The organism is Nostoc sp. FACHB-110 (genome assembly GCF_014697425.1).
GTDB lineage: Bacteria > Cyanobacteriota > Cyanobacteriia > Cyanobacteriales > Nostocaceae > Nostoc_B.
In genome coordinates this window covers 1-20,968 of record NZ_JACJRU010000068.1, presented here as the reverse complement: position 1 = coordinate 20,968, position 20,968 = coordinate 1, and the positions used below count along the sequence as shown (strand labels likewise).

15 protein-coding genes and 1 pseudogene are annotated in these 20,968 nt (G+C 38.5%); 6 read left to right on the top strand and 10 right to left on the bottom strand.

From position 1 onward, the window contains the following. Positions 1-1,551 (bottom strand): filamentous hemagglutinin N-terminal domain-containing protein (locus tag H6G69_RS32485; RefSeq protein ID WP_190693711.1); only part of this gene is annotated, 1,551 nt, incomplete at its 3' end. 956 nt (positions 1,552-2,507) lie between these two features. Then, positions 2,508-4,094, bottom strand: coding sequence for a B12-binding domain-containing radical SAM protein (locus H6G69_RS32480; protein WP_190693709.1), 1,587 nt, complete (start codon positions 4,092-4,094; stop codon positions 2,508-2,510). A gap of 187 nt (positions 4,095-4,281) precedes the next feature. Here H6G69_RS32480 and H6G69_RS32475 point away from each other — a divergent pair, with 187 nt between their 5' ends. Continuing rightward, complete coding sequence (locus H6G69_RS32475) at positions 4,282-4,890, top strand: Uma2 family endonuclease (protein WP_190693708.1); 609 nt, start codon at positions 4,282-4,284, stop codon at positions 4,888-4,890. 69 nt (positions 4,891-4,959) lie between these two features. Here H6G69_RS32475 and H6G69_RS32470 read toward each other — a convergent pair whose 3' ends face one another. The 3 genes and pseudogenes from H6G69_RS32470 to hemE all read right to left on the bottom strand — a co-directional run bounded on the left by H6G69_RS32470 (position 4,960) and on the right by hemE (position 7,823). Further along, positions 4,960-5,928: an NAD(P)-dependent oxidoreductase gene (locus H6G69_RS32470; protein ID WP_190693706.1), complete on the bottom strand. Its 969-nt coding sequence runs from the start codon at positions 5,926-5,928 to the stop codon at positions 4,960-4,962. 95 nt (positions 5,929-6,023) lie between these two features. After that, positions 6,024-6,584: pseudogene (locus H6G69_RS32465) on the bottom strand (Uma2 family endonuclease). Positions 6,585-6,761: 177 nt separating this feature from the next. Beyond that, positions 6,762-7,823 carry a uroporphyrinogen decarboxylase gene (hemE, locus tag H6G69_RS32460; protein ID WP_190693704.1) on the bottom strand — a complete coding sequence of 354 codons (1,062 nt, stop codon included), beginning with the start codon at positions 7,821-7,823 and terminating at the stop codon, positions 6,762-6,764. Between the two features lie 116 nt (positions 7,824-7,939). Here hemE and H6G69_RS32455 point away from each other — a divergent pair, with 116 nt between their 5' ends. From H6G69_RS32455 to H6G69_RS32445, 3 genes are read left to right on the top strand one after another with little or no spacing between them, the layout of a single operon-like run. Further along, positions 7,940-8,683 carry a hypothetical protein gene (locus H6G69_RS32455; RefSeq protein WP_190693702.1) on the top strand — a complete coding sequence of 248 codons (744 nt, stop codon included), beginning with the start codon at positions 7,940-7,942 and terminating at the stop codon, positions 8,681-8,683. 29 nt (positions 8,684-8,712) lie between these two features. Continuing rightward, a complete protein-coding gene (locus H6G69_RS32450; RefSeq protein ID WP_190693700.1) occupies positions 8,713-9,417 on the top strand; it encodes a Uma2 family endonuclease in 705 nt (234 codons plus the stop codon). Between the two features lie 5 nt (positions 9,418-9,422). Further along, entirely contained in the window at positions 9,423-10,301 is an 879-nt protein-coding gene (locus H6G69_RS32445; RefSeq protein ID WP_190693698.1) for an aspartoacylase, read from the top strand. Positions 10,302-10,304: 3 nt separating this feature from the next. On the opposite strand, the gene H6G69_RS32440 is transcribed toward H6G69_RS32445, so the two are convergent. The 3 genes from H6G69_RS32440 to H6G69_RS32430 all read right to left on the bottom strand — a co-directional run bounded on the left by H6G69_RS32440 (position 10,305) and on the right by H6G69_RS32430 (position 13,923). Then, entirely contained in the window at positions 10,305-10,634 is a 330-nt protein-coding gene (locus H6G69_RS32440) for a hypothetical protein (protein WP_190693697.1), read from the bottom strand. 24 nt (positions 10,635-10,658) lie between these two features. After that, positions 10,659-12,086, bottom strand: coding sequence for a radical SAM protein (locus H6G69_RS32435; protein WP_190693695.1), 1,428 nt, complete (start codon positions 12,084-12,086; stop codon positions 10,659-10,661). An 82-nt stretch (positions 12,087-12,168) separates the two neighbouring features. After that, entirely contained in the window at positions 12,169-13,923 is a 1,755-nt protein-coding gene (locus H6G69_RS32430) for a DUF3685 domain-containing protein (protein ID WP_190693692.1), read from the bottom strand. 103 nt (positions 13,924-14,026) lie between these two features. Here H6G69_RS32430 and H6G69_RS32425 point away from each other — a divergent pair, with 103 nt between their 5' ends. Further along, on the top strand, positions 14,027-17,032 hold the full coding sequence (locus H6G69_RS32425; RefSeq protein ID WP_190693691.1) for a pentapeptide repeat-containing protein: 3,006 nt from the start codon (positions 14,027-14,029) through the stop codon (positions 17,030-17,032). A gap of 51 nt (positions 17,033-17,083) precedes the next feature. Here H6G69_RS32425 and H6G69_RS32420 read toward each other — a convergent pair whose 3' ends face one another. Further along, positions 17,084-17,533, bottom strand: coding sequence for a Fur family transcriptional regulator (locus tag H6G69_RS32420; RefSeq protein WP_190693689.1), 450 nt, complete (start codon positions 17,531-17,533; stop codon positions 17,084-17,086). 736 nt (positions 17,534-18,269) lie between these two features. Here H6G69_RS32420 and H6G69_RS32415 point away from each other — a divergent pair. Further along, positions 18,270-18,635: a VOC family protein gene (locus H6G69_RS32415; RefSeq protein WP_190693687.1), complete on the top strand. Its 366-nt coding sequence runs from the start codon at positions 18,270-18,272 to the stop codon at positions 18,633-18,635. 177 nt (positions 18,636-18,812) lie between these two features. Here the strand turns inward: H6G69_RS32415 and H6G69_RS32410 are convergent, their stop codons facing one another. Next, positions 18,813-20,135 carry a hypothetical protein gene (locus tag H6G69_RS32410; protein WP_190693685.1) on the bottom strand — a complete coding sequence of 441 codons (1,323 nt, stop codon included), beginning with the start codon at positions 20,133-20,135 and terminating at the stop codon, positions 18,813-18,815. Positions 20,136-20,968: the final 833 nt, after the last annotated feature.

Below are 20,968 nucleotides of genomic sequence, written 5' to 3'. Positions count from 1 at the left end.
ATTGAGAAGAGTCAGTTGCTCGGTGTTAAGTTGAATATCTCCACCTTTTCCAATTCCACTTGATCCTACAGTAGTGAAAGCTGTGCTATATGTACCATCGAATAATATCTGTTGTTTAGCATCGATAAATATGTTACCTGCATCCCCCCTACCAAAGGTGCTGGCAGCTATTAGCCCGCCATTGCGAAGAGTCAGTTGCTCGGTGTTAAGTTGAATATCTCCACCTTTTCCAATGCCACTTGCTCCTACAGTAGTGAAAGCTCCGCTATATGTACCATCGAATAAGACCTGTTGTTTAGCATCGATAAATATGTTACCTGCATCCCCACGACCAAAGGTTCTGGACAATAATCGAGCACCATTGCGAAGAGTCAGTTGCTCGGTGTTAAGTTGGATATTTCCAGCATTTCCAATTCCACTTGCTCCTACAGTAGTGAAAGCATATGTACCATCGAATAAGACCTTTTGTTTGGCATCGATAAATATGTTACCTGCATCTGTTTCTCCAGAGGTAATGGTGGTCAGTTGAGTTCCATTGCCTACAAATAGTTCACCTGCCGTAATGCGTATGTCGCCACCATTAGTAGTAGAACTATCTACACTATTTTGAATTATTGATTGTTTAATATTTATAGCATCTGTAGCATTAAGCGAAATATCTTTGGCTTGACCATCAACAGAACTTTGCCCAGAACCTATTCCTCCTTCTAAAGTACTAAATCCCAAAATATCAATTTTTCTAGCATTTAAGGCAATACTACCTCCACTGTTACCAACAACATTTAATTCTGCACCATTAACAGAAACATCTGCACTTGCTAGATTGTCAGGGAAGTTTAAGCTCAAAATGCCACCATCTATAGACAAATTTACTATCTCTCCTGGTTTTAGACTTCCACCTAATTCAATCCGCCCGGATGGAGCAGACAGCGTACCCCCTTCTACTGTCACATCACCACCTACCAAGGCTAAGGTTCTCTCTGGCTGCACTTCAAGAATTTGGGATTGATTGAGTATGTTTCCCGGATTTTCTCCATACTGCAAGCCTATAGGTACATTAATACTTAGTAAAGGTGCAGACTGAGGATTTTTAGCACTAAATTCTAAGTTATCTGAAAATTTAATCCCACTGGCTGTACTGGCTAAAAACGAACCACCAATATTTAATCGGGCATTGTTACCAAAAATAATCCCATTTGGATTAATTAAAAATAGGTTGGCTGTACCATTAGCACGAATTAAGCCATCAATATTAGATATTGAATTTCCTGTAACTCGACTAAAAATATTTTGAATGTCCGTACCATTATTAAAGAAAGCTTCTGAGCCACTAGGAACAGAAAACTCTCTAAAACTGTGAAATAAGTTACTGCCCGATTGAGTTCCTTCAGTGATATTGAAGGTGTTACCTTGTTGTTGAATTCTAGAGTTATTAGGCAGAGTTATATCTGAAGAAATTTGAGCATTTGCACTGTTCCAAAAGCAAGTGCTAACACTAATTATGGTAATACCGAGCAAATTATTGCATTTACTCAAATTCCAAATTGACATACTATATTTCCAGTTATCAGGTTTAAATACAGGCAATATTGTCAAAAAATAAGATAGCTACTATCTATTTTTTAACAACGCAAAAAAATGTTGTTTCAGAGGATGTTTTACACGTATTGGGCGAATAGAATTCGCTACTACACAAACAAAGTCCGCACTTCGACAAGCTCAGTTACCACCTGCTCGGACTAATGAAAAATCAAGGGTTTGGGGAAGGGGGCAAGGGTTTAGGGGTGTAGGGGTGTATGTATCTAAAACCCATTAACCCCCACACCCGACACCCATTAACCCAGCCTCCACAGACAATCTTTGTGCGTAAGTCCTAATCAATTCTGACTTTTGAATTCTGTATGTGTGAATGGCTACTCCAAAAGATTACAAATCTGCAAATAATTAGCTTATGACTCATCATTTGCGTAATAACGAACACTTTATTCCGCAAGTGAAAATTCATTAACTAGAGAATTGTTGATTTTTTGTTTTTCGCGGGAACATCTTTTATCTAGCCGTAACCTAATAATTATCGCTATCTGCGGTGTAAGTAAATCTCTTTACGAAAACTTAAAATTATGTATTTATGTAAATTTTAATATAAACTCAATCTAATATAATTTTTTTTTATGCTTTGCAGAGATATATTTTTTCAGCTTATAAAAAATTTAACAAGACATAAAAATCAGCCTATTCATACAAATTTATTACATTTAAATAAATATTCTCTGGGAATAATAATTATTATGTGGTATTGAGTTACTCTTTCAACATATAAGTAAATTTTATTTATTTAAACCAATGCTCACTCCAACTAAGCACTAAATAATTTCACCTAAATTTAATATAATTTTGCTCATCATTGGAGTTTCTCTGAAAAACTTTGGGCTACCCAAAAGCTTGGTTCTAGGGCGTTAGGGAGAGGATGCTTTTTTATTCCCTACTCCCTATTCCCTATCTTTAATTTAACTAGCGATCGCCTCTGCTTTTTCTGCCACGGGGACATAAGGTTTTTCTGCGCCTTGTGCCAAATATGCAGCTAACTGGCTTTCAATCTGGTCGCGGACAATTTGGCGATATTCTAAGAAATGTTCGTTGTGGGCGCAAACCGAAAGATAATGTGCAAATACATCAGGGTTACGCTTGATAATACTGAACAAATGATGCCAGAATTTCCACCGAGTTTCCCTGACAATTCCTTGTCGCCACACTACAATTAACAGTGCTTTGAGTTCTACCCATGATGGCATTTTAAAAGGTGCTTTCCACTTAGGCGAACCTAACATTAAAAAACAACGATAGGTGCGGTCTAAATATTTCACAGGGTCGTATAAAGCACAAAAAGCCTCAACATATTCCCTGGCAAGTTCTTCTAAAGGACGGGTGGGTATAAAGTTCATCAACGTGGTTTGGTTGATGTTACTTTCTGTATTTTCCCGCAATCTACCTTCTTTTTTCAGTCGATGCCACAAAGCAGTATTGGGTAATGCTTGTAACATGGCGAAGGTGGTTGAGGGAATCCCTGCTTGTTCAGCAAAGCGGACGATGCGATCGCCTGCGCCAGCTTTTTCACCATCAAACCCGATAATAAACCCAGCCATTGGCCGCAACCCAGCTTTGATGATGGTTTGCACTGCGTCTGTCAAAGAACTGCGGGTATTTTGAAATTTCTTGGTGAGTTGTAAACTATCTTCGTCTGGGGTTTCAATTCCCAAAAACACCGCCGAAAATCCAGACTCAACCATCAATTCCAGTAATTCTTCGTCTTGGGCTAAATCTACAGAAGCTTCCGTGTCAAATTTAAAGGGATATTGGTGTTCCTCCATCCAGACTTTTAACTCTTTCAGCAACAATTTCACATTCCGCTTGTTACCGATAAAGTTGTCATCTACCATGAACACACCCCGTCGCCAACCCAATTCATAGAGATAATCCAACTCTGCTAATAATTGTTCTGGGGTTTTAGTCCGTGGTTTGCGTCCATAGAGAACGATAATGTCGCAAAATTCGCACTGGAAAGGACAACCGCGCGAAAATTGCACCGACATCATGTCATAAGCATCTAATTCTAATAAATCAAAGCGGGGTACGGGTGTGCTTGTGACATCGGGTTTTTCTGCGGTGCGGAAAGTTCCAGATTTTTCGCCTTGTTGAATTGCTTCCACAAACATCGGTAAGGTGATTTCGCCTTCATCCAAAATCAGGAAATCTGCACCAACATTTTGAACATCATAAGGTGTAGAAGTTGGATAAGGGCCACCAACTGCAACTAACTTACCGCGTCGTTTTGCTTCTTGAATTTGTTCCAATAAATCTTGTTTTTGGACAATCATCGCCGAGAAAATGATGATATCTGCCCATTCCCATTCTGCTTCTGTTGCAGGGCGAATATTGCGATCGACCAGTTTAAATTCCCATTCTTGGGGCAGAATTGCTGCTACAGTCACTAAACCCAAAGGTGGTAGTAAAACTTTGCGATCGACTAAATCCAGAATCTTTTCATAAGACCAAAAGGTTTTAGGAAATATCGGATAAACTAATAAAACTCGCATGTAGTAGCAGACCTCACACTTTGATTGTTATCCCACTCTAGCGGAAATAATTACTTATTGACTTTATATTGGCTTTAGCTTACCGTTAAAGGTTTTGTCTGTGCAATTATTAACTAGAAAATATTGTGTGTTTGATGATAAAAATATGATGCCTCTCAATGTTTGATGATGTAAGAAAGGGGTCAAAATGGTACAGATACCTACTAACCCAGAAAACTTATTGATTGAGTTACCGAAAGCCGTTGCTTTATATGTCACCCCAGAACAGTTCGCCGCATTAGCAGCCGCTAACCGAGATTTGAGACTAGAAAGAACTGCAAAAGGAGAATTAATCGTGAATCCGCCAACAGGCTGGGAGACTGGGAAACTTAATGCAACCATTTCGGGAGAATTATACTTATGGTGGCGGAATGCAGGTGAACCAGGTAAAGGGTTTGACTCCTCAACTGCTTTTGTATTACCAAATGACGCGATTCGTTCTCCTGATGTTTCTTGGGTAAGCCAAGAATGTTGGCAAGTACTGACTCCCGAACCAAAAGGAACTTTTGCTAATATCTGCCCAGATTTTGTAGTAGAATTGCGCTCTAGTTCTGATGCTCTCAAAACTCTGCAAGAGAAAATGCGGGAGTACATCGATAGTGGCGCGAAACTCGGTTGGTTAATCGATCCACAGCAGCGAAGGGTAGAAATTTATCGCCCAAATTCGGCGGTGGAAGTGTTGGAGAATCTGGCTGAGTTGTTGGGTGAAGGAGTTTTACCGGGTTTTGTGTTGAATTTGCGTCGGGTGTGGGATTGAAAATTAGTTTTATGGTTATTGTTGAAAATTCATTTGTATTCATCTGCGTTCATCCGCGTCCATCTGCGGTTAATTATTTTTCAAACTTCTATTAGGCACACCGCTAATTTTCAACACATCACTCATGGTTGCACAATAATTTGGTAAGCCAAAACTTGCGGGATTGATGGCATTTTTATAAGTAAAATGACGATAATTCATGCAGAATCTATCCCAAGCAGCCATCTGAATACGGAAGACGGCAATAATCAAGTTGGCTAAAGAGATAGATAGGGGGATGCGGAAGTAAATTTTTTTGCCTAGATAAGCGCAGGTTTCTTCTATTGCTTGGTTGGCGGTGAGTCTTTCTTGACCTAAAACTAATTTGCGTTGTTCTTGGGTTTGGGGTGGATGTTCGATTAAATATTCCACAACGGTGGCGATATCTTTGCCGTGGATAAAGTGAAAACTACCGTCTGCTTGTAAAAAGCGAATTAAGTTAACATATTTTGTGACTTCGGGTATGCCAGAGGTGAGGTGCGAATAGGGTTTGTTGGCATCGCCGCCTAGTACTAAGGTGGGAAAGACTGTGGTAATTTTAGGTGCGATCGCTAGTTTTTCTTTTTCATGCAAGCATTGATATTTAGAACCGATATAATCTGTTCCAATTTCGCCTGCTTCTTTTAGAGGTTGATTTTTGTTATCTAAAACACTAGCGGTCGAAAAATAAATTACCTGTTCACAACGTTCAGGGTTTAATAAACTGAATAGTTCTAGTGTTTTGTTGACATTAATATCGTAAGTATTTTCTCCGCCCCAGGCTGTTGCTGTTAACACTGCGACATCAATAGTTGATAACAAATCCGCAAAGTGTTTAATTTCTTGCATATCGCCTTGCAAGACGGTAACACCTGGACGGTATTGCGTATTAACTTGTAGTTTATTGGGGTTTCTAACTAGTAAAAATAGTTCGTGATTTGTATTTTGAATTAATGTTTCTGATATATAATGACCGATGCAGCCGCTTGCACCTGTAACTAAAATTTTTTTCTGACTCATAGTGAATTTTTTAAGTTAAGATTTAAAAGTAAAATTAAATGTTTCGCACTGAAGATTCATTTTCGCGCAAAGGCGCAAAGGCGCAAAGTTTTTATTCAAAATACATCTTCATAAACATCAGTTACAGAACCGGAGAAATTTATGCTTGTAAACTGTAATTCTTGATTGACTCGATAACTATAAAGTTCCCATCTGCTTTGTGTATTACGTCTAAAACAATCAATTCTTTGACGGTTTTGGCTAACTAATACATATTCTTGCAATGTTTCTATTTCTTGATAATCACTAAATTTATCACCTCTATCGAAAGCTTCTGTTGAAGGTGATAAAACTTCAATAATTCAACTGGGATAGCGTTTAAAATATTCAAACTCTGTATCTCTTGGGTCACAAGTCACCATAATATCTGGATAATAAAAAACATTCAGCGATTCGATGTGTGCTTTCATGTCAACGACATAAAGACGACACCCAGTTCCGCGAATGTGATTTCTCAGCAGAGCGACTAAGTTAGCAGTAATAGTTACATGAGCGTCACTAGCTCCTGCCATTGCATAAATCTGCCCTTGGATATATTCATGTTTAATGGGGCTAGATTTTTCATTTTCGAGATATTCTTCTGGTGAAAGATAGGGGTGAGATTGGCTAAGAGTCATACAAGTAAATATTTAGCATTCTCCTTTGCGTCTTTGCGCCTACTCTGCGAGAACGGCTTCGCCGAATGCGTGAGCTTTTAAAATTACTCTCAGCATCACTAATTGACTGCATATAACCCTCAGCAATTATTATGTCTTTGTGGCAAAAACTTTCTCACCACAAAGACACAAAGGTAATTAACTCACCAGTGCTGCTGTGCTGAGTTGCTTGGCTGTTTCAAAGAAGAAAGCGACGTTTTCTTCTGGGGTATCTGGTAGGACACCATGACCGAGGTTGAGGATATGACCCCAATTGCCAGCTTTGCGAACGGTATCATAAATGCGATCGCGGATGAACTCTTTGGAAGCATAGAGTACACCAGGGTCAAGATTACCTTGTACTTTAACGTGCTTGCCTAATCGAGCGCGAGCATCAGCCATGTCTACAGTCCAGTCAACGGTGACAATATCCGCACCAGATTGAGCCATTCTTTCTAGTACACCTGCACTACCACTAACTAAAAGAATTAATGGTGTGTCGGGGTGGGTTTGTTTGACTTGCTGGAATACCCGTCTTTGATAAGGCAGCGCAAAGGTATCGTAATCTTGAGGGCTTAATTGTCCCGCCCAAGAATCGAACATTTGCACTACTTGCGCGCCGCAGTCAATTTGGTAACGGGCATAAACAGCGATCGCATCTGCCAATTTTGTCAGCAGTTGGTGTAGAATTGCCGGGTCTGAGAAGGCCAAGTTTTTGATGATGGAATAGGTTTTAGAACCTTTTCCTTCGACTGCGTAAGCAGCTAACGTCCACGGCGCACCGACAAAGCCTAATACTGTTGATTTGTTGCCAACTTCTTGGCGTAATGCCTGCAAGATGGTTTTAATAAACGGTAGAGCCGCCTCTGGATCTAAATCATGCAGGCTATCAATTTGTGCTTGAGTGCGAATGGGCGAATGAATGATTGGCCCTTTACCTTCCGCAATGTCCATATCAATGCCCAAACCAGGCAATGGAGTTACAATGTCGGAAAATAAAATCACTCCGTCCGGCTGGAAGGCTTTCCAAGGTTGCAGGGATACTTCAATCGCTACTTCGGGAATTTCGGAGCGATCGCGAAATGAAGGATACTTTTCCCTTAAGTCTCGGTACGCCTTCATATATCGTCCCGCTTGTCGCATCATCCATACTGGCGGACGATCTACTATTTCACCACGAGCAGCCCGCAGGAGATGAGGGGCCGTTGAGGAAACACCCATTTAACACTTCATCCTAAGTCACTTTGTTATGTCAATGTTTAGCTTATCATTCTGAGATTACGCTTTTTCAGAAGGCTTGCTTGAAAAGCCCAAGTCTTAGCTTTACTTAACTTAATATGCAAACCGATTCTAATAATCCCAATCCTTCTAATGTTGCGGCTACTAATAGAAATTCTTCATCAGGCAAATTATTTATACCCCCCAGCCAAAGACGTAAGTTTTGTGTATTGTTTACTTTTATGACAATTTTGGGTTGGGTGGTGGGTGGCGTTTTTAGTCTGGCTGTCGAAAGACTACTCACACAAATTCTGACTGCATTTGGATCTATCGAAATGCAAACATGGGGCTATGGCATAAAATTACTCAGTAATATTGTATTTGCTGTGGTTTTTGCTACCGACCAAGCATTAGTTATCCGTCGTTATCTTTCTGGTTGGCGATGGATAATTGCGACTACCATTGGTTGGTTAACTGCTGATTGTGTAGCAACTGCCTGGATTAATTATATTGCTTCAATTGCTAATTCTCTTAATGAAACTTTATCCCCTGAGTTAGCAATTATCTTTGGATTTTTATCAACAATTGCCTATATTTTTTCAGGTCTGTGGATGGGACTATTGCAATGGTTAGTTGTACGCCGTTATACAATCAAATCCTGGTGGTGGAATTTTGTGCCATCAGTTGCTTTTTTGTTAATTAGTGTGTTGGTCTTATTGCTATCATTAATGCAAAACTTCATACCAGAAGCAATATTGTATGGCAGTCAACAAGGATTCACAGCAACTATCCTAGGAATAGTACCAGCCATTGGTTTTTGTAGTTTAAAAAGACGCTTACCAAGACAAACTCAGGCAAGTTAAGCCGAAAATTTTAAGTAGGAAATACATTTATGTTTCACTACAACCCGTTAGCATGTTTACCTTCATCAGCCGAATTACCAGATTCTGACGATACACCTGTGGATAATGAATTACAAATATTAATTCCCAGCTTATTATTATCAATTTTAACCAGCATTTGGCACAGTCGTGAAGACTGGTTTTTTGGTATAAATATGGGTATTTATTATGCAGCGAGTACACCTGCGATCGTACCTGATGGATTTTTAAGTTTAGGTGTCGAACGTTTTATTGGTGAAAATGGACGTTCTAGTTATGTGATGTGGGAAGAAGATGGTATACCGCCAATTTTTACGTTAGAAATTGTCTCCCAAGCATACAATTATGAATACGAACAAAAGAAATTAGATTATGCTCAATTGGGAGTATTATATTATGTAATTTACGCCCCAACACGCTTACGCCGGAAACGCCAACGGCTGGAAGTTTATCGCCTAGTTGATGGAGAGTATATTTTACAATCTGGTGATAAAATTTGGATGCCAGAAGTTAATTTAGGTATTGGCAGAGAACGTGGAACTTATCAAGGTATGACACGAGAATGGTTGTATTGGTACGATGAAAATGGTAGACGATATCCAACACCAGAAGAATTGGCAAATGCACGACAACAGCAACTAGCAGAAACCCAAAACCAACTTCAAGAACTCTTAGCTAAATTACAACAAAAAGGTATCGACCCTAACAATTTATAAAAACTATGGGAAACATCAGTTCAGTAGTCATTGCTACTGGTACACATGGCAATGAATTTACAGGTATATATCTAGGTAAAAAATTTGAACAGTTGCCAAAACTGATTCAGCGTCAAAGTTTTGATACTCGCGTTTTGTTGAGTAACCCCAAGGCTTTTGCAGCAGCCAGACGCTATATTGACAAAGACTTAAATCGTTGCTTTGCAGCAGACGATATCAAAAATCCCCAACTTGCAAGTTATGAAGATATTTTGGCAAAAAATATCTATTATTTACTAGCAGAAGAAAGCAAAAATCAGCAACAAGTTATTATTGATTTACATAGTTCTACTGCAAATATGCAGTTAACTATAATTTTAGGTAGCCAACATCCATTTATCTTACAATTAGCTGCTCATTTAAGTGTAATTAACCCTGATGTGAGAATTTGTTATTCTCAACCCACAAGAGATTCTAATTTTCTGTGTTCAATATCTGAATTAGGTTTTGCGATTGAAGTGGGGCCTGTAGCACAGGGAGTTTTAAATGCTGAGTTATTTCAAAAAACTGAAGCGTTAATTTATCAAGTTTTAGACTATATCGAAAGTTATAATCAAGGTTTATCTCAACCATCAAATACTAATTTGACATATTATCAGTATACAGGAGTTATTGATTATCCTCGTAACGAAGCTGGAGAAATTATTGGCATGATTCACCCCGAACTCCAGTTTCGAGATTATCAACCGCTTAACCCTGGCGAACTGATATTTTTAACATTAGAAGGAAATGCGATCGCCTATCAAGGCACATCTACAGTTTACCCCATTTTTATTAACGAAGCTGCATATTATGAAAAGGGAATTGCCATGTGTTTAACCCAAAAGAAAAGCATCCAAATTTAAATTTTAGCGCCAACCACCCAACATCAAAAAACAGCCCCCATTCAATAAAGCTGTCAGTGCTGCACCAATAACTACACCATTCCTCATAGCTATTAGTCGCTTCCTTTGTAAAAAAATGCAAAGCGGAATCACATATAAAAGTTGCCAAAATAAAAAACCAAGACTACCAATAATCCAAACTTGTAACCCTGCGTAGCTACCAGAACGGTAATGTAACGCCACGAGATAACCAAGAGCAAATATTATGATCATTGCTATGATGTGGCATCCTAAAAGTAATAAGATGCCTAAGATGGTTTGAAAAATTTCATTTCTGTTATTGCTTGGTGACATTCAATTAATCCAACTTAACATTAATTAAATTTCCGCATATTTCTTATTTACTAGGGCATACCCAGCACTACCTTCGCGGTAAAAAATATTGAAAGTATCGAAGGGAATAATTCTACCATCTGGGTGAACAATATGAATACAGGAACGCTTGACTGAACGCACATCAAAATTGTAAGGGTCAAGAAACTGTACAATCATGACTCGAAATACATTGCTATAGTTAATATTTTCAGGTACGGGTAACATTGGTAAACAACACAAAAGTTGCTTTAAGGATACAGCCGCCGAATTAGGCGAGTGACTTGTAGAAAAGAGTTGAAATATGTGCTTTTTCAGTTCTTCATTTTGTTCATATAGTACGCTATTGGGTACAACATCTACAAAAATATCAGGATTTATTAAACTAGTTAGAGGTATCACTTTACCGTTAAGTTTCAAAGCATAAGCCATCGCTAAACAATCAGGATGGCAAGGCACAGGTAGAATATCTTCTGATTTAAAATGAGGACTTTGTTCGAGAATTGAGCGCCGAACTTCGGTTAAAGTATATCTGTCTCGTTTTGCATCAAATCCTTCTAATCTACCTGCTACTTGTATCGGCTGGAAGGTTACGCCACGAATACATTTTTGTTGTAAGGCGTAATCGATAATTTTACCAATTTCGTGGTCATTCAGCCCTTTTTTCAGGGTAACGACCAATGTTGTCGAGATATTATATTCGTTGAGATGTTCGATTGCTTTTTCTCGAACTTCCCTTAAATCTGCACCGCGTAATTCTTCTAAAGCTGCCTTGGCAAAACTATCAAATTGCAGATATAATTCAATTCCTGGCATATATTGACTGAGGCGATCGCAAAATGATTTATCCTTGGCAATCCTCACGCCATTGGTATTAATCATTAAATGCTTAATCGGCTTACTTTTGGCAATATCTAAGATTTCAAAAAACTCAGGATGAATAGTTGGTTCACCGCCACTTAACTGTACTATCTGCGGTTCACCTTCATTTGCCACCACCGCATCAATCATTTTTTCGATATGCGCTAAACTGCGATGGCGACGCGGTTGTTGGGATATTTCCGAAACCTCAGCCGTACCAGAATCAGCATAACAAATTGGGCAGGAAAGATTGCATCTATCTGTGACTTCAACCAAAGTTAAACAACTATGCTGTTCATGGTCAGGACACAACCCACAATCATAAGGACAGCCATGTTTAATTGGCGTATTAAACTTTAAAGGCATATCCCCTGGCTTAATAAATTCCAGTGATTTTTTATAATATTCAATATCATCTGCAATTAAAACTTTTTCCTGTCCATGCGTCGGACAGTGTTTAATCATGTAAACACAGCCATCTTGAAAAATAATTTTGGCTTCGACTTTCACAAGACATTTTGAGCAAATGCTATTTGTTAAAGCGTAAAACAGATAATTTCTAGTAGGATTCATAAATATTTTGCTTAGTTATTTACTCTTGTACTCTTCTGTGTGTCTCTGCGCGACGGCAGTCGCTACAATCCCTAAGTCCTAATTACTTTGGTCGTTCACTGTTGCGTTTGAAATTTTTATCCTGCAAGGATACACTACCGATACCTTGCAAAATCCCGCGACCAATTAAACCTAAACCGCGACCAATGATTTGGGTTAATACAAAAACAATCCCACTACCTAAAAAAGATAATAGCGATCGCAGACGAGGAGCGATCGCATCTCGCAATTCTAGCCCCAATGTCACAAATAAAGGAATACCAGAAAGCCTTGCTAGTTCTGCGTTCCGAGGAGCGTAAATCGAAATTTTCGCAATTCCCCGTGGGGCTAAAACAAATAACTCATAGCGGCTCTCAAAAATTGCTTGAGCTTCATACACATAATTATTTAAGCGATATTTCCATGACAAATCATTTCTAAAGCGTTCTATTTCTCGCGTCGAAATTAACTGGCGGCTGTAAAAATCCTTTTTGATACTTTCCACATCTGCTAAATAATTTAATAATGGTTGGATTACTGCATTTGCTACTTGAATCAATAAATTCTCTAAAATGATTAATGCTTGAGTTTGGGCAGCATTACTATCAGCCAGATAAATATGATTATCTATATGCAAATCTGTTTGCATTAACAAATAAGAAAATAACTCGACGACAAACGGGATTTTATTTAAAAGTTCATTTTGAATAACTCTCGGATTTTGCAATAAAACATTGATGACTGTCAGATTTTGTTTGCCGACTTGTACCTGAGAAAATTTACCAAAAAAATCTGTAACTGTTGCTTGCCATAAATCAAACAAGATAGTATTTTGCAATCCTTCTAGCTGGATTGTAGTGATTTGACCATTCCGCAGTTCCTCTAGCTGTTTAGTTAATTTTTGCAAAATTAGATAAAGTAATTCACGTTTTTTATCTACTTGTAAGATGTCAATTTCTAAAGGTGTATCTGTAATATTTTCTAAAGAAAACTGTAACTTGGTTATACAAGCTGTAAACAAGTTTGATTGTACAGCGATCGCGCTAAGTAAAGGTGGCGAAGTTAGCTGCGGCTGAGTATTTGTGATCATCATCGCACTATTCACCGTCGGCATAGTAGGTAATTCTGGCGGCGGAGAAAATTGCTGTTGTTGCCTTTCTTGGGGTGGAATTAATAAATGATTGAGTAACCAACGCGCCGCCAATAGTTCTCGCCGTTGTCCCGCTAAAACTGCTTGGTCTAAAATGGGCAATCCTGGTATTTGTAATTGCGTGGTAACTTTGGTGAGGGAAGCGTTAATGTAGTTAATTCCTGACAAATGTAAACTATGCCGCAGTCGAAATAAAGGCAAATGTGCGGTTGGCGGGCTAGGAGGTTGGGCAAGATTAAGATTAACTATCCAATGGTCACGCCCAGCTGCGATTTCTTGCATAGCATCGACTAGTTGAGCAACGGGAGTACCTTTAGGACAGTAACCATTTACACCAATGGCCTGTGCTGCTGACAAAATAGTCGAATCTTGCACAGAAGTGAGCAGCAAAATCGTTAGTGTGGGGTATAACACTTTTAGTTGACGGCACAATTCCAACCCTGGGAGATGGCTATCAAATGAGCGACCATTAACTAATTCCAAAACTACCAAATTGACCTGCTGATGGTCTGATTGGGCTAGTTCTGCCAATATTTGCAAAGCAGCAGTATCGGATTCGGCTTCTGCTATCACTTGCAAGTTGGATATTTCCGCCAAAGCTACCCTTAGCCCTAAACGAAAAATTGGGTCTTGGTCAATTAGCAGTAATTTGAGGGGGCGATCGCTCATAATGGGCTTAGATACTAAGCGTATTCTTACCCATTGTTACCTGTTTTCGTCAACCAATAAATGATTCATAATTACATAGGCGGAGTCTTAATTGTGTAATTAAATGAACCTCAGTATCCGGCAGTGGTTGGCAGAACGCCATATTGAAATCAGTCAAATTCGAGAATTTACCCTTGGTCAATTAGCGGGAATTGCCTACCGTATTGTTCAGGATATGGAAGTCAAAAGCCTGGCTCCACTTGATATCTGTACTCTGGCAGAAGTTTTAGAATTATCATTAGGTTCGGTTTGGCAAGACATCACAATCATCGCCCGCTTAACAGAAAGCTTATTACGTAGTCTCAGTGAAAAAAAGGCTCTAAAACGAAATGAAGGTACATGGTTAACGTTTCAAATTGCCTATCTTCATGCTTTGCAGCAAATTCTGGCACAAGAAGTTAGCTTACAAAGACCTTGGCTGAATCGTGCTATCATTCCTAATCCAGTCCCAGTCTTAAAAGAGTTGGCTAGCATTAGTCTGCAAGATGTCCAATTGCAAGGGCTGTTAAAAACTCTCAGTCCAGGTAAATTAACTGATACTCAAGCTGAACAAGCACTTTCTGTAGTAGCAGATTCATTATTAGTACAACAAATGAATCATGCTACTGTTGCGTGGCTAGTTGCTAATGGTGCTGAAGATTTAGAAGCGAAATTGTTAACCCAGCGTTTAAGTCATTCTCTGACGGGATATTTACTCAAAGTGATTGCAGAGAACGCACCACCTTTAGCCCAACTCCAAAAATTTTTCCAATTAGGCACTGCTAGTAATATTTCGCCTCCAGATGCCAAAGTGGGAACATCTACTCACCCAAATGTCGGTGACAAAATTTATTTACATAGAGAAAATTATCGTGCCAGTTTGTTACAAAATCTGAGTACACCTTTATTTATCGAATCTTTTGCACTCAAAGATATCTATGTTCCAATTAAAGGTTTGCCAGTTGCCGCCAATAATACTAATGCAGTTGATGTCAGAAAATGGGTAGAAGAACAGTTAGAGAATTTAGAAACTATCACAGTTATTGAATCAGAACCAGGTTATGGTAAAACTAGTTTCTGCCAAATTTGGGCAGCACAAGTAGCGCGAGAACTTTATCCTAAATGGATGCCAGTCATCATTAGACTGCGCGATATTCAGTATGGGCAAACTTTAGCAGAAACGCTGAATTCTGGTTTTGGTTTTAATTCTCAGATTAATTTAGCAAATTGGTTAGAACAAGAACATCCTCAGTATGTATTGATTTTAGATGGATTAGATGAATTGCCCCCCTCTAGTTTAGGAACAAGGGCAAAGGTAATTTTTCTGCAACAATTAATTAAATTTCAAGCTCAAGGTAAACATAAAATTATTTTAACTAGCCGGAAAAATACTTTAGAATCAATCGACTTAGATTTATCAGAGCAATTACAAAAAATTATTATTCAACCATTAGACCAAGAACAACTCAAACAATGGTTTCAGCAATGGGCAATGTTATTATCGTTGCCCATTGCCCAAAATTTCTTTAACTTTTTAAAACAATCTGGGCTATTTGTTAGTAAACCCCAGTTTCCCGAACTTGGGGCTTTAGTTCGTCAACCTTTGATGTTGTATTTGTTAGGAGTGCTGCACCGCGACGCACTTTTAGAAGATGAAATATGGCAGGCTGGACAAACTAACACCGCTACTTTAGTGTGGGAAATGTATGATCGGTTGCATCGCTGGTTATTAGGTTATCCTGCCATTGGTGGGATTAAAACTATGCTGATGCGTTCGGGTTCGGCGCATATCCACCGTACACAAGAAGCGATCGCTAATTTACTCTCCAATCGCCATCCCCAAGATATATTAAACCAAATGCAGGCGATCGCCCTGCAAATTTTACATAGCGATCGCTCTCAAATTCCCCTACTAGAAAACTTTCCTGTCAACACCCTACCAGCTTTCTATTTCAAAACTGTTGAATCAAAACTCCTCACAGAATTTTCTCACCCCAAATTAGGTCAATATCTTTGTGCCACAGCGATTGTCAATCAATTACAAACGCTTACTCAGCAGCAAGAAAATGACTACGGAACACTAAATTTTCGTCTAGATTCCCTGAGTAGTGTTGCCCAACATCTTTATAATTTACTGGGCTATGGTGTCCTCAATCAAGACACCGAATCATTAATCATTGAGAGTCTGCGGCACAAGCCAAAAAACGATTTTTCTCTAGCATTATTGTTAACACGTTTAGAATTATTTTGGTGTGGTTATTGTCAAGGGCGTTGGTTAGATGAAGGCATTGCTCATCAAGCTTGGCAGTATTTTCACACACTCAAAAATCCTCTAACTGTCGAACAAATTAATACTTATGTCGGCATAAATATCTTTATCTTACTGTCAGCTTGCTATCGACTGGAAAAAATTTCCTTTGCTCCTTGCGGTAATCCTCAGAATTTGACTGAGTTTTATCCAGAGGCATTGTTAAGTTTAATTGGTCGCACGGCAATTTTGTCGAATCATCTGTTGAAAAAGCGCGTTTTCTGGCAATCTCTAGCAGGAATTAACCTGGCAAAAGCATCGTTGTTGCAAGTTTCCCTACCTGAGGCAAATCTTGAGCGCACAAATTTTTCGGATGCTAATTTAACTGGTGCTAATTTAGCTGGTGCTAATTTAACTGGTGCTAATTTAACTGGTGCTAATTTAACTGGTGCTAATTTAACTGGTGCTAATTTAACTAACGCAAACTTCGCTAGTGCTAACCTCTCAGGTGCTAATCTGACTAACGTCAACCTAGAAACAGTTAACTTTACTAACGCTTGTTTATTTAATGCCAGTTTGACTGACTCTAACCGAGAAATTGCCACACTCCAAGGCGCGCTATTTTCGCTAGAACAATTTCACACCTTGAAAAAATTGCTCTTGCAACCATCATTGATCAATCCTGTTAGCACAGCAGACAAAACCGAACCCTGGTTAATCAATCGCCCAGATATCAAGATGGTTGAAAGCCCAGAAGGAGAAACAATTTCAGCGATGAATTTATACGATGATGACGCTGAAGATGAAACAGTCTTCGGTGTGAATCCGAGTGATTATGATTAGGCAACTAAACAAGGCAAAAGTTAAAAAGCAAAGCATTCAGCACTTTACTTTTCACACTTCCTCATTCGGTGTGCGATACCCATAGAAATTAATGCTGTATTCGGTAATCTGCACGCCTGTTTGCTGCTCAACTTGACGCAGTAATTCTTCTGGTAGTTCTATATGCACATCCAGAATTTGATTAGTATCCAAGCAGTTGACATGACTGTGAGCATCGCTAATATTGCCGTACAAACGACCATCGCAGTGTTCGATGCACTCAATGATGCCTTGGCTAGATAAGGCTTCGAGGTTTTGATAAACAGAAGTATGACCGATATCTTTGCCTTGTTGATTGAGGCGATCGTAGATTTCTCTGGCAGATAGATGCTCGTTTGCTTGCCACAGCAGTTCCAAGATAAAGCGACGCTGGCGACTGACGCGCATTCCCAACACTTGACATCTATCAAGCGCATCTTCTAAGGAACGAATTTGTTTTTTAGCTACTGTTGGTTTTTGCATATTAGTTTTCTCTAACTATTCAGGAAATTGGCTATTTCCGTATTTATTGGTTCTTTTTGATATAAAAAAATATTACATAGTGTTTGTGGCATCTAGCTGAGTTTAACAGAGGCGATCGCAAAACCAGTCACAGCCTCAAACTAGCGCATTGACAGCTTTTTGCAGATTCGTTTCTCATATCCCTAGCTAAAACAAACTCATTACAACTTTAGCTTAAATTTATGGTTGATGTCCACCTTGGGGTAGGTGTAGTTCCTCTCACATAAGTAGTAGAAAGAAAATATTAAGTTAATTTTGTAGTCAGTTTTACTTTTAAAAGTAAATAATTATTTCAATCACAAATTTGCAGTTGGCAATCCTCAGGCTGTCGTCAACAATAAAATACCAACCGTCTGGCAAAAGTCTTGTAAGCTAATCATCATTTAAATTGCACCATATTCATAGTCATCAAAGCTGCAAACTCTCTCCCAGGCTCCCTGCGCTATAGCTGTGCTTTCTTATATGATTAACAGCTTATCTGAGCCTTAAAATTTGGTGAGAATTTCATCAATCTAGTCGATGTTGACTCTTGTTTGAGTTTGCTAAATATATAAGTGTTGAGTTTGTCAACAATCAACTAGGTAAACTTTTTTAACATTGATAGAATCAAACTACACCAAGTTAAAAACTATTTTGTTGGTTCTACTACCGGGATTGTTGATATTTCTTAACAACTAAAATACACAGTGAGGTGTATATGACAATTACTTTAAATCACACCATAGTACCCGCACACGATAAACAAGCAGCAGCAGAATTTTTTGCCAAAATTTTTGGCTTAAATGTTGCAGAACCATTTGGTCATTTTGCTGTGGTTCATGTTAACGATACACTAACGCTCGATTTTGCTGACAGAGAAGATTTTGAGTCACATCATTATGCGTTTCATGTGACTGATGCAGAGTTTGATACGATTTTTGCGCGGGTAAAAGCAGCAAATTTAGAATATAGCAGTGACCCTTTGCATCAAAATAAAGGTCAGTTAAACTACAGAAATGGTGGACGGGGTTTTTATTTTTATGACCTTGATGGCCATAACTTAGAACTGTTGACCCGTCCATAAAATTGTTGTATTAACTACAGCAGAATACAGGTTAATTACTTTATTTACCTGCATTCTGCTGTAAATTTTCTGCATACTTCATAGTACAGGTCGGCGTAAATAAACAGACCATAAGAAATTGCTAAAAGGCTTGTGCTATCCTTCTCCTTTCTTTTTCCTTTTGCCTTGTTGTAATAGTTATTTTTTCACTAAAAAGTATGCGTTAGTATACTCAGGTAATTTACTGATGTACTGCCCAAATTCTTCTTGACTCTGAAAAATTCCGGCTAAAAAATCGAGTTGATAAAGATTAGGTAAAAAAGCCCCGCCTGTATCAGCAATAACTCCCATTTGTAATTGCTTGCGTCCAGCTTTTGTGTGTTCTAGCACCACTATTCTACCTAGACCAATATTTAAGACATCTCCAGCAAAAGTTACTCCTGGCTTGATAGAAATTTTGGCATCTATTTTATAGCCATAACCTTTGATGGCATCTACTTGTTTAAAATACCAATAACGCTTTTGTGCCGTTGCTTTTAAACCACGGATATAAGACATTCCATTATTTTTATCAACATTGAAAAATGCCTTAGTACCATCGATAAAATTAATCAGTACAGTTCCCTGCATCAGAGCTTCTTCTAAACCAGTGCGCGTTAGATATGCTAAAGGTTGAACTTTGCCATATTCTTTTCCACCTGGTTCATAAATTCCTGATAAAACATCTTGTTTTGTATAGCGAGTGTAAAATTTATCGGTACTTGTTGTTGTTTTTAAACTATAAATTGGGGTGTTAAATTTAGCTGTTTTTGTGTGCGAACCAGGATGGGTAAAAACAGCATATTTAGTCATGCGTAATTGCTGCTGTTTGGGATTTTGTGTATTATAGGCAGTCCATCTAATAACTCGAAAATTTTGATTGATAAAGTTAACATCTTGTAGGCGAGTTGGTTGATTATTGGCAATATCTTCTTGCAAAGTCACTATCATGAAATCCAGAGTTTTGAGAACATCTTCAATACTTACGCCTTGAGTTCCTAATAAACCCTTACGCAAAACATCTGGGTCAGCACTAGAGTGTTCTTGAAAATATTTTCTGGTATTAATAAGAGTGGTTAATAAATCTGCTTGGTTAAAGTTAACTTTTGTAGTTGGTAGTTTTCCTGGTGATAAAACTTGATTACCTTTAACACTGAATTTATAATTTTTCCATTCATCTATAACGGCATAGCTAATATTGGTAGATGCGGCATTTTGGCTAGATGTGGGTATTTTTTGTTTTTCTAGCAGGTTAGTAGTTGTGACTTGGGGAATTAAAGCCTTGGGCAACGGCGCGCTAGGTAGATTCCCTGTCTGCATTGATACTAGAGAAGCTTGAGGTTGTAATAGCTCAGAATTTGTTTGAGTAGCTAGCTGGTCATTTTTCGCTTGAGTATCAGAACAGCCATAAGTCAGACTAGAAGCGAGGATAGCAGCACAACCAACAGTCAAGCGAATTTTTGAATTGAACAAATTACTCATAAGTGTAGAAATTTCTATTAGTAAATAATAATTACACTTGCTTAATATCTGGAGATATTATTTTGACATTGCAAAAACGCTGAATACAATGGTTGATTATATCAAGTACAAAACTACATTCTTGGCTCACAAAGCAGCATCACCTATTGGGGATGGTGACTTTTGTATTTGTGTAATTAATATTACCAAATTTATTACCTCTTATTTTTAGCCAATCTAGCAGTTTAGATAGGAGTGACAAACAAGTCCAGGACTTACGCACAGAGATTATCTGTGAAGATTGGGTGTCAGGGTGAAAGGGTATGGGGTGTAAGGATAGACCTAATTTAGATCCAAATAAATCTATTCTTTGTTCCCTGTCGCTGTTTTTCGTTCCTTTTTGTGATAAATAAGTGGGCAAATAAAATCGGACTTCTATATAAGACTAATATTTGATTTCTGCCAAAAATCAGTACACCCAGAAAACGCTTCTTTCCTACTCTCTGACTACATAAATTCCCAAATCAAACGGGATTTTTATATACAGCGTTTCTCAGTTTGATGCAGTACATCTTTCAAGGCGAGAGAGACTAGGGGCTAGAGACTAGAGACTAGAAAATGTACCTCATCTATTTCAAAAAGGCTGCAAGCACTCAGTACTAGCATATAGACAGGGCTTTTGGCTACTTTTGGCAAAGAATTTAGGAAAAATTTTTGATATTTATGCCCAAGGTAACAATCTCTGTTCTGCTCCGAAAAACTTACCTAAACTTACTCAAAGAAAGTTGATTAGTTTAGTGTTTTCTTCCTGCTTCAATCAAGGTAGTCGGCTACTGCTTGTCCACAGGCGTTAA

Bases quoted from the DNA above. Each gene is read 5' to 3' on its own strand.
- H6G69_RS32480 (WP_190693709.1), bottom strand. From the start codon at position 4,094: ATGCGAGTTTTATTAGTTTATCCGATATTTCCTAAAACCTTTTGGTCT.
- H6G69_RS32475 (WP_190693708.1), top strand. From the start codon at position 4,282: ATGGTACAGATACCTACTAACCCAGAAAACTTATTGATTGAGTTACCG.
- H6G69_RS32470 (WP_190693706.1), bottom strand. From the start codon at position 5,928: ATGAGTCAGAAAAAAATTTTAGTTACAGGTGCAAGCGGCTGCATCGGT.
- hemE (WP_190693704.1), bottom strand. From the start codon at position 7,823: ATGGGTGTTTCCTCAACGGCCCCTCATCTCCTGCGGGCTGCTCGTGGT.
- H6G69_RS32455 (WP_190693702.1), top strand. From the start codon at position 7,940: ATGCAAACCGATTCTAATAATCCCAATCCTTCTAATGTTGCGGCTACT.
- H6G69_RS32450 (WP_190693700.1), top strand. From the start codon at position 8,713: ATGTTTCACTACAACCCGTTAGCATGTTTACCTTCATCAGCCGAATTA.
- H6G69_RS32445 (WP_190693698.1), top strand. From the start codon at position 9,423: ATGGGAAACATCAGTTCAGTAGTCATTGCTACTGGTACACATGGCAAT.
- H6G69_RS32440 (WP_190693697.1), bottom strand. From the start codon at position 10,634: ATGTCACCAAGCAATAACAGAAATGAAATTTTTCAAACCATCTTAGGC.
- H6G69_RS32435 (WP_190693695.1), bottom strand. From the start codon at position 12,086: ATGAATCCTACTAGAAATTATCTGTTTTACGCTTTAACAAATAGCATT.
- H6G69_RS32430 (WP_190693692.1), bottom strand. From the start codon at position 13,923: ATGAGCGATCGCCCCCTCAAATTACTGCTAATTGACCAAGACCCAATT.
- H6G69_RS32425 (WP_190693691.1), top strand. From the start codon at position 14,027: ATGAACCTCAGTATCCGGCAGTGGTTGGCAGAACGCCATATTGAAATC.
- H6G69_RS32420 (WP_190693689.1), bottom strand. From the start codon at position 17,533: ATGCAAAAACCAACAGTAGCTAAAAAACAAATTCGTTCCTTAGAAGAT.
- H6G69_RS32415 (WP_190693687.1), top strand. From the start codon at position 18,270: ATGACAATTACTTTAAATCACACCATAGTACCCGCACACGATAAACAA.
- H6G69_RS32410 (WP_190693685.1), bottom strand. From the start codon at position 20,135: ATGAGTAATTTGTTCAATTCAAAAATTCGCTTGACTGTTGGTTGTGCT.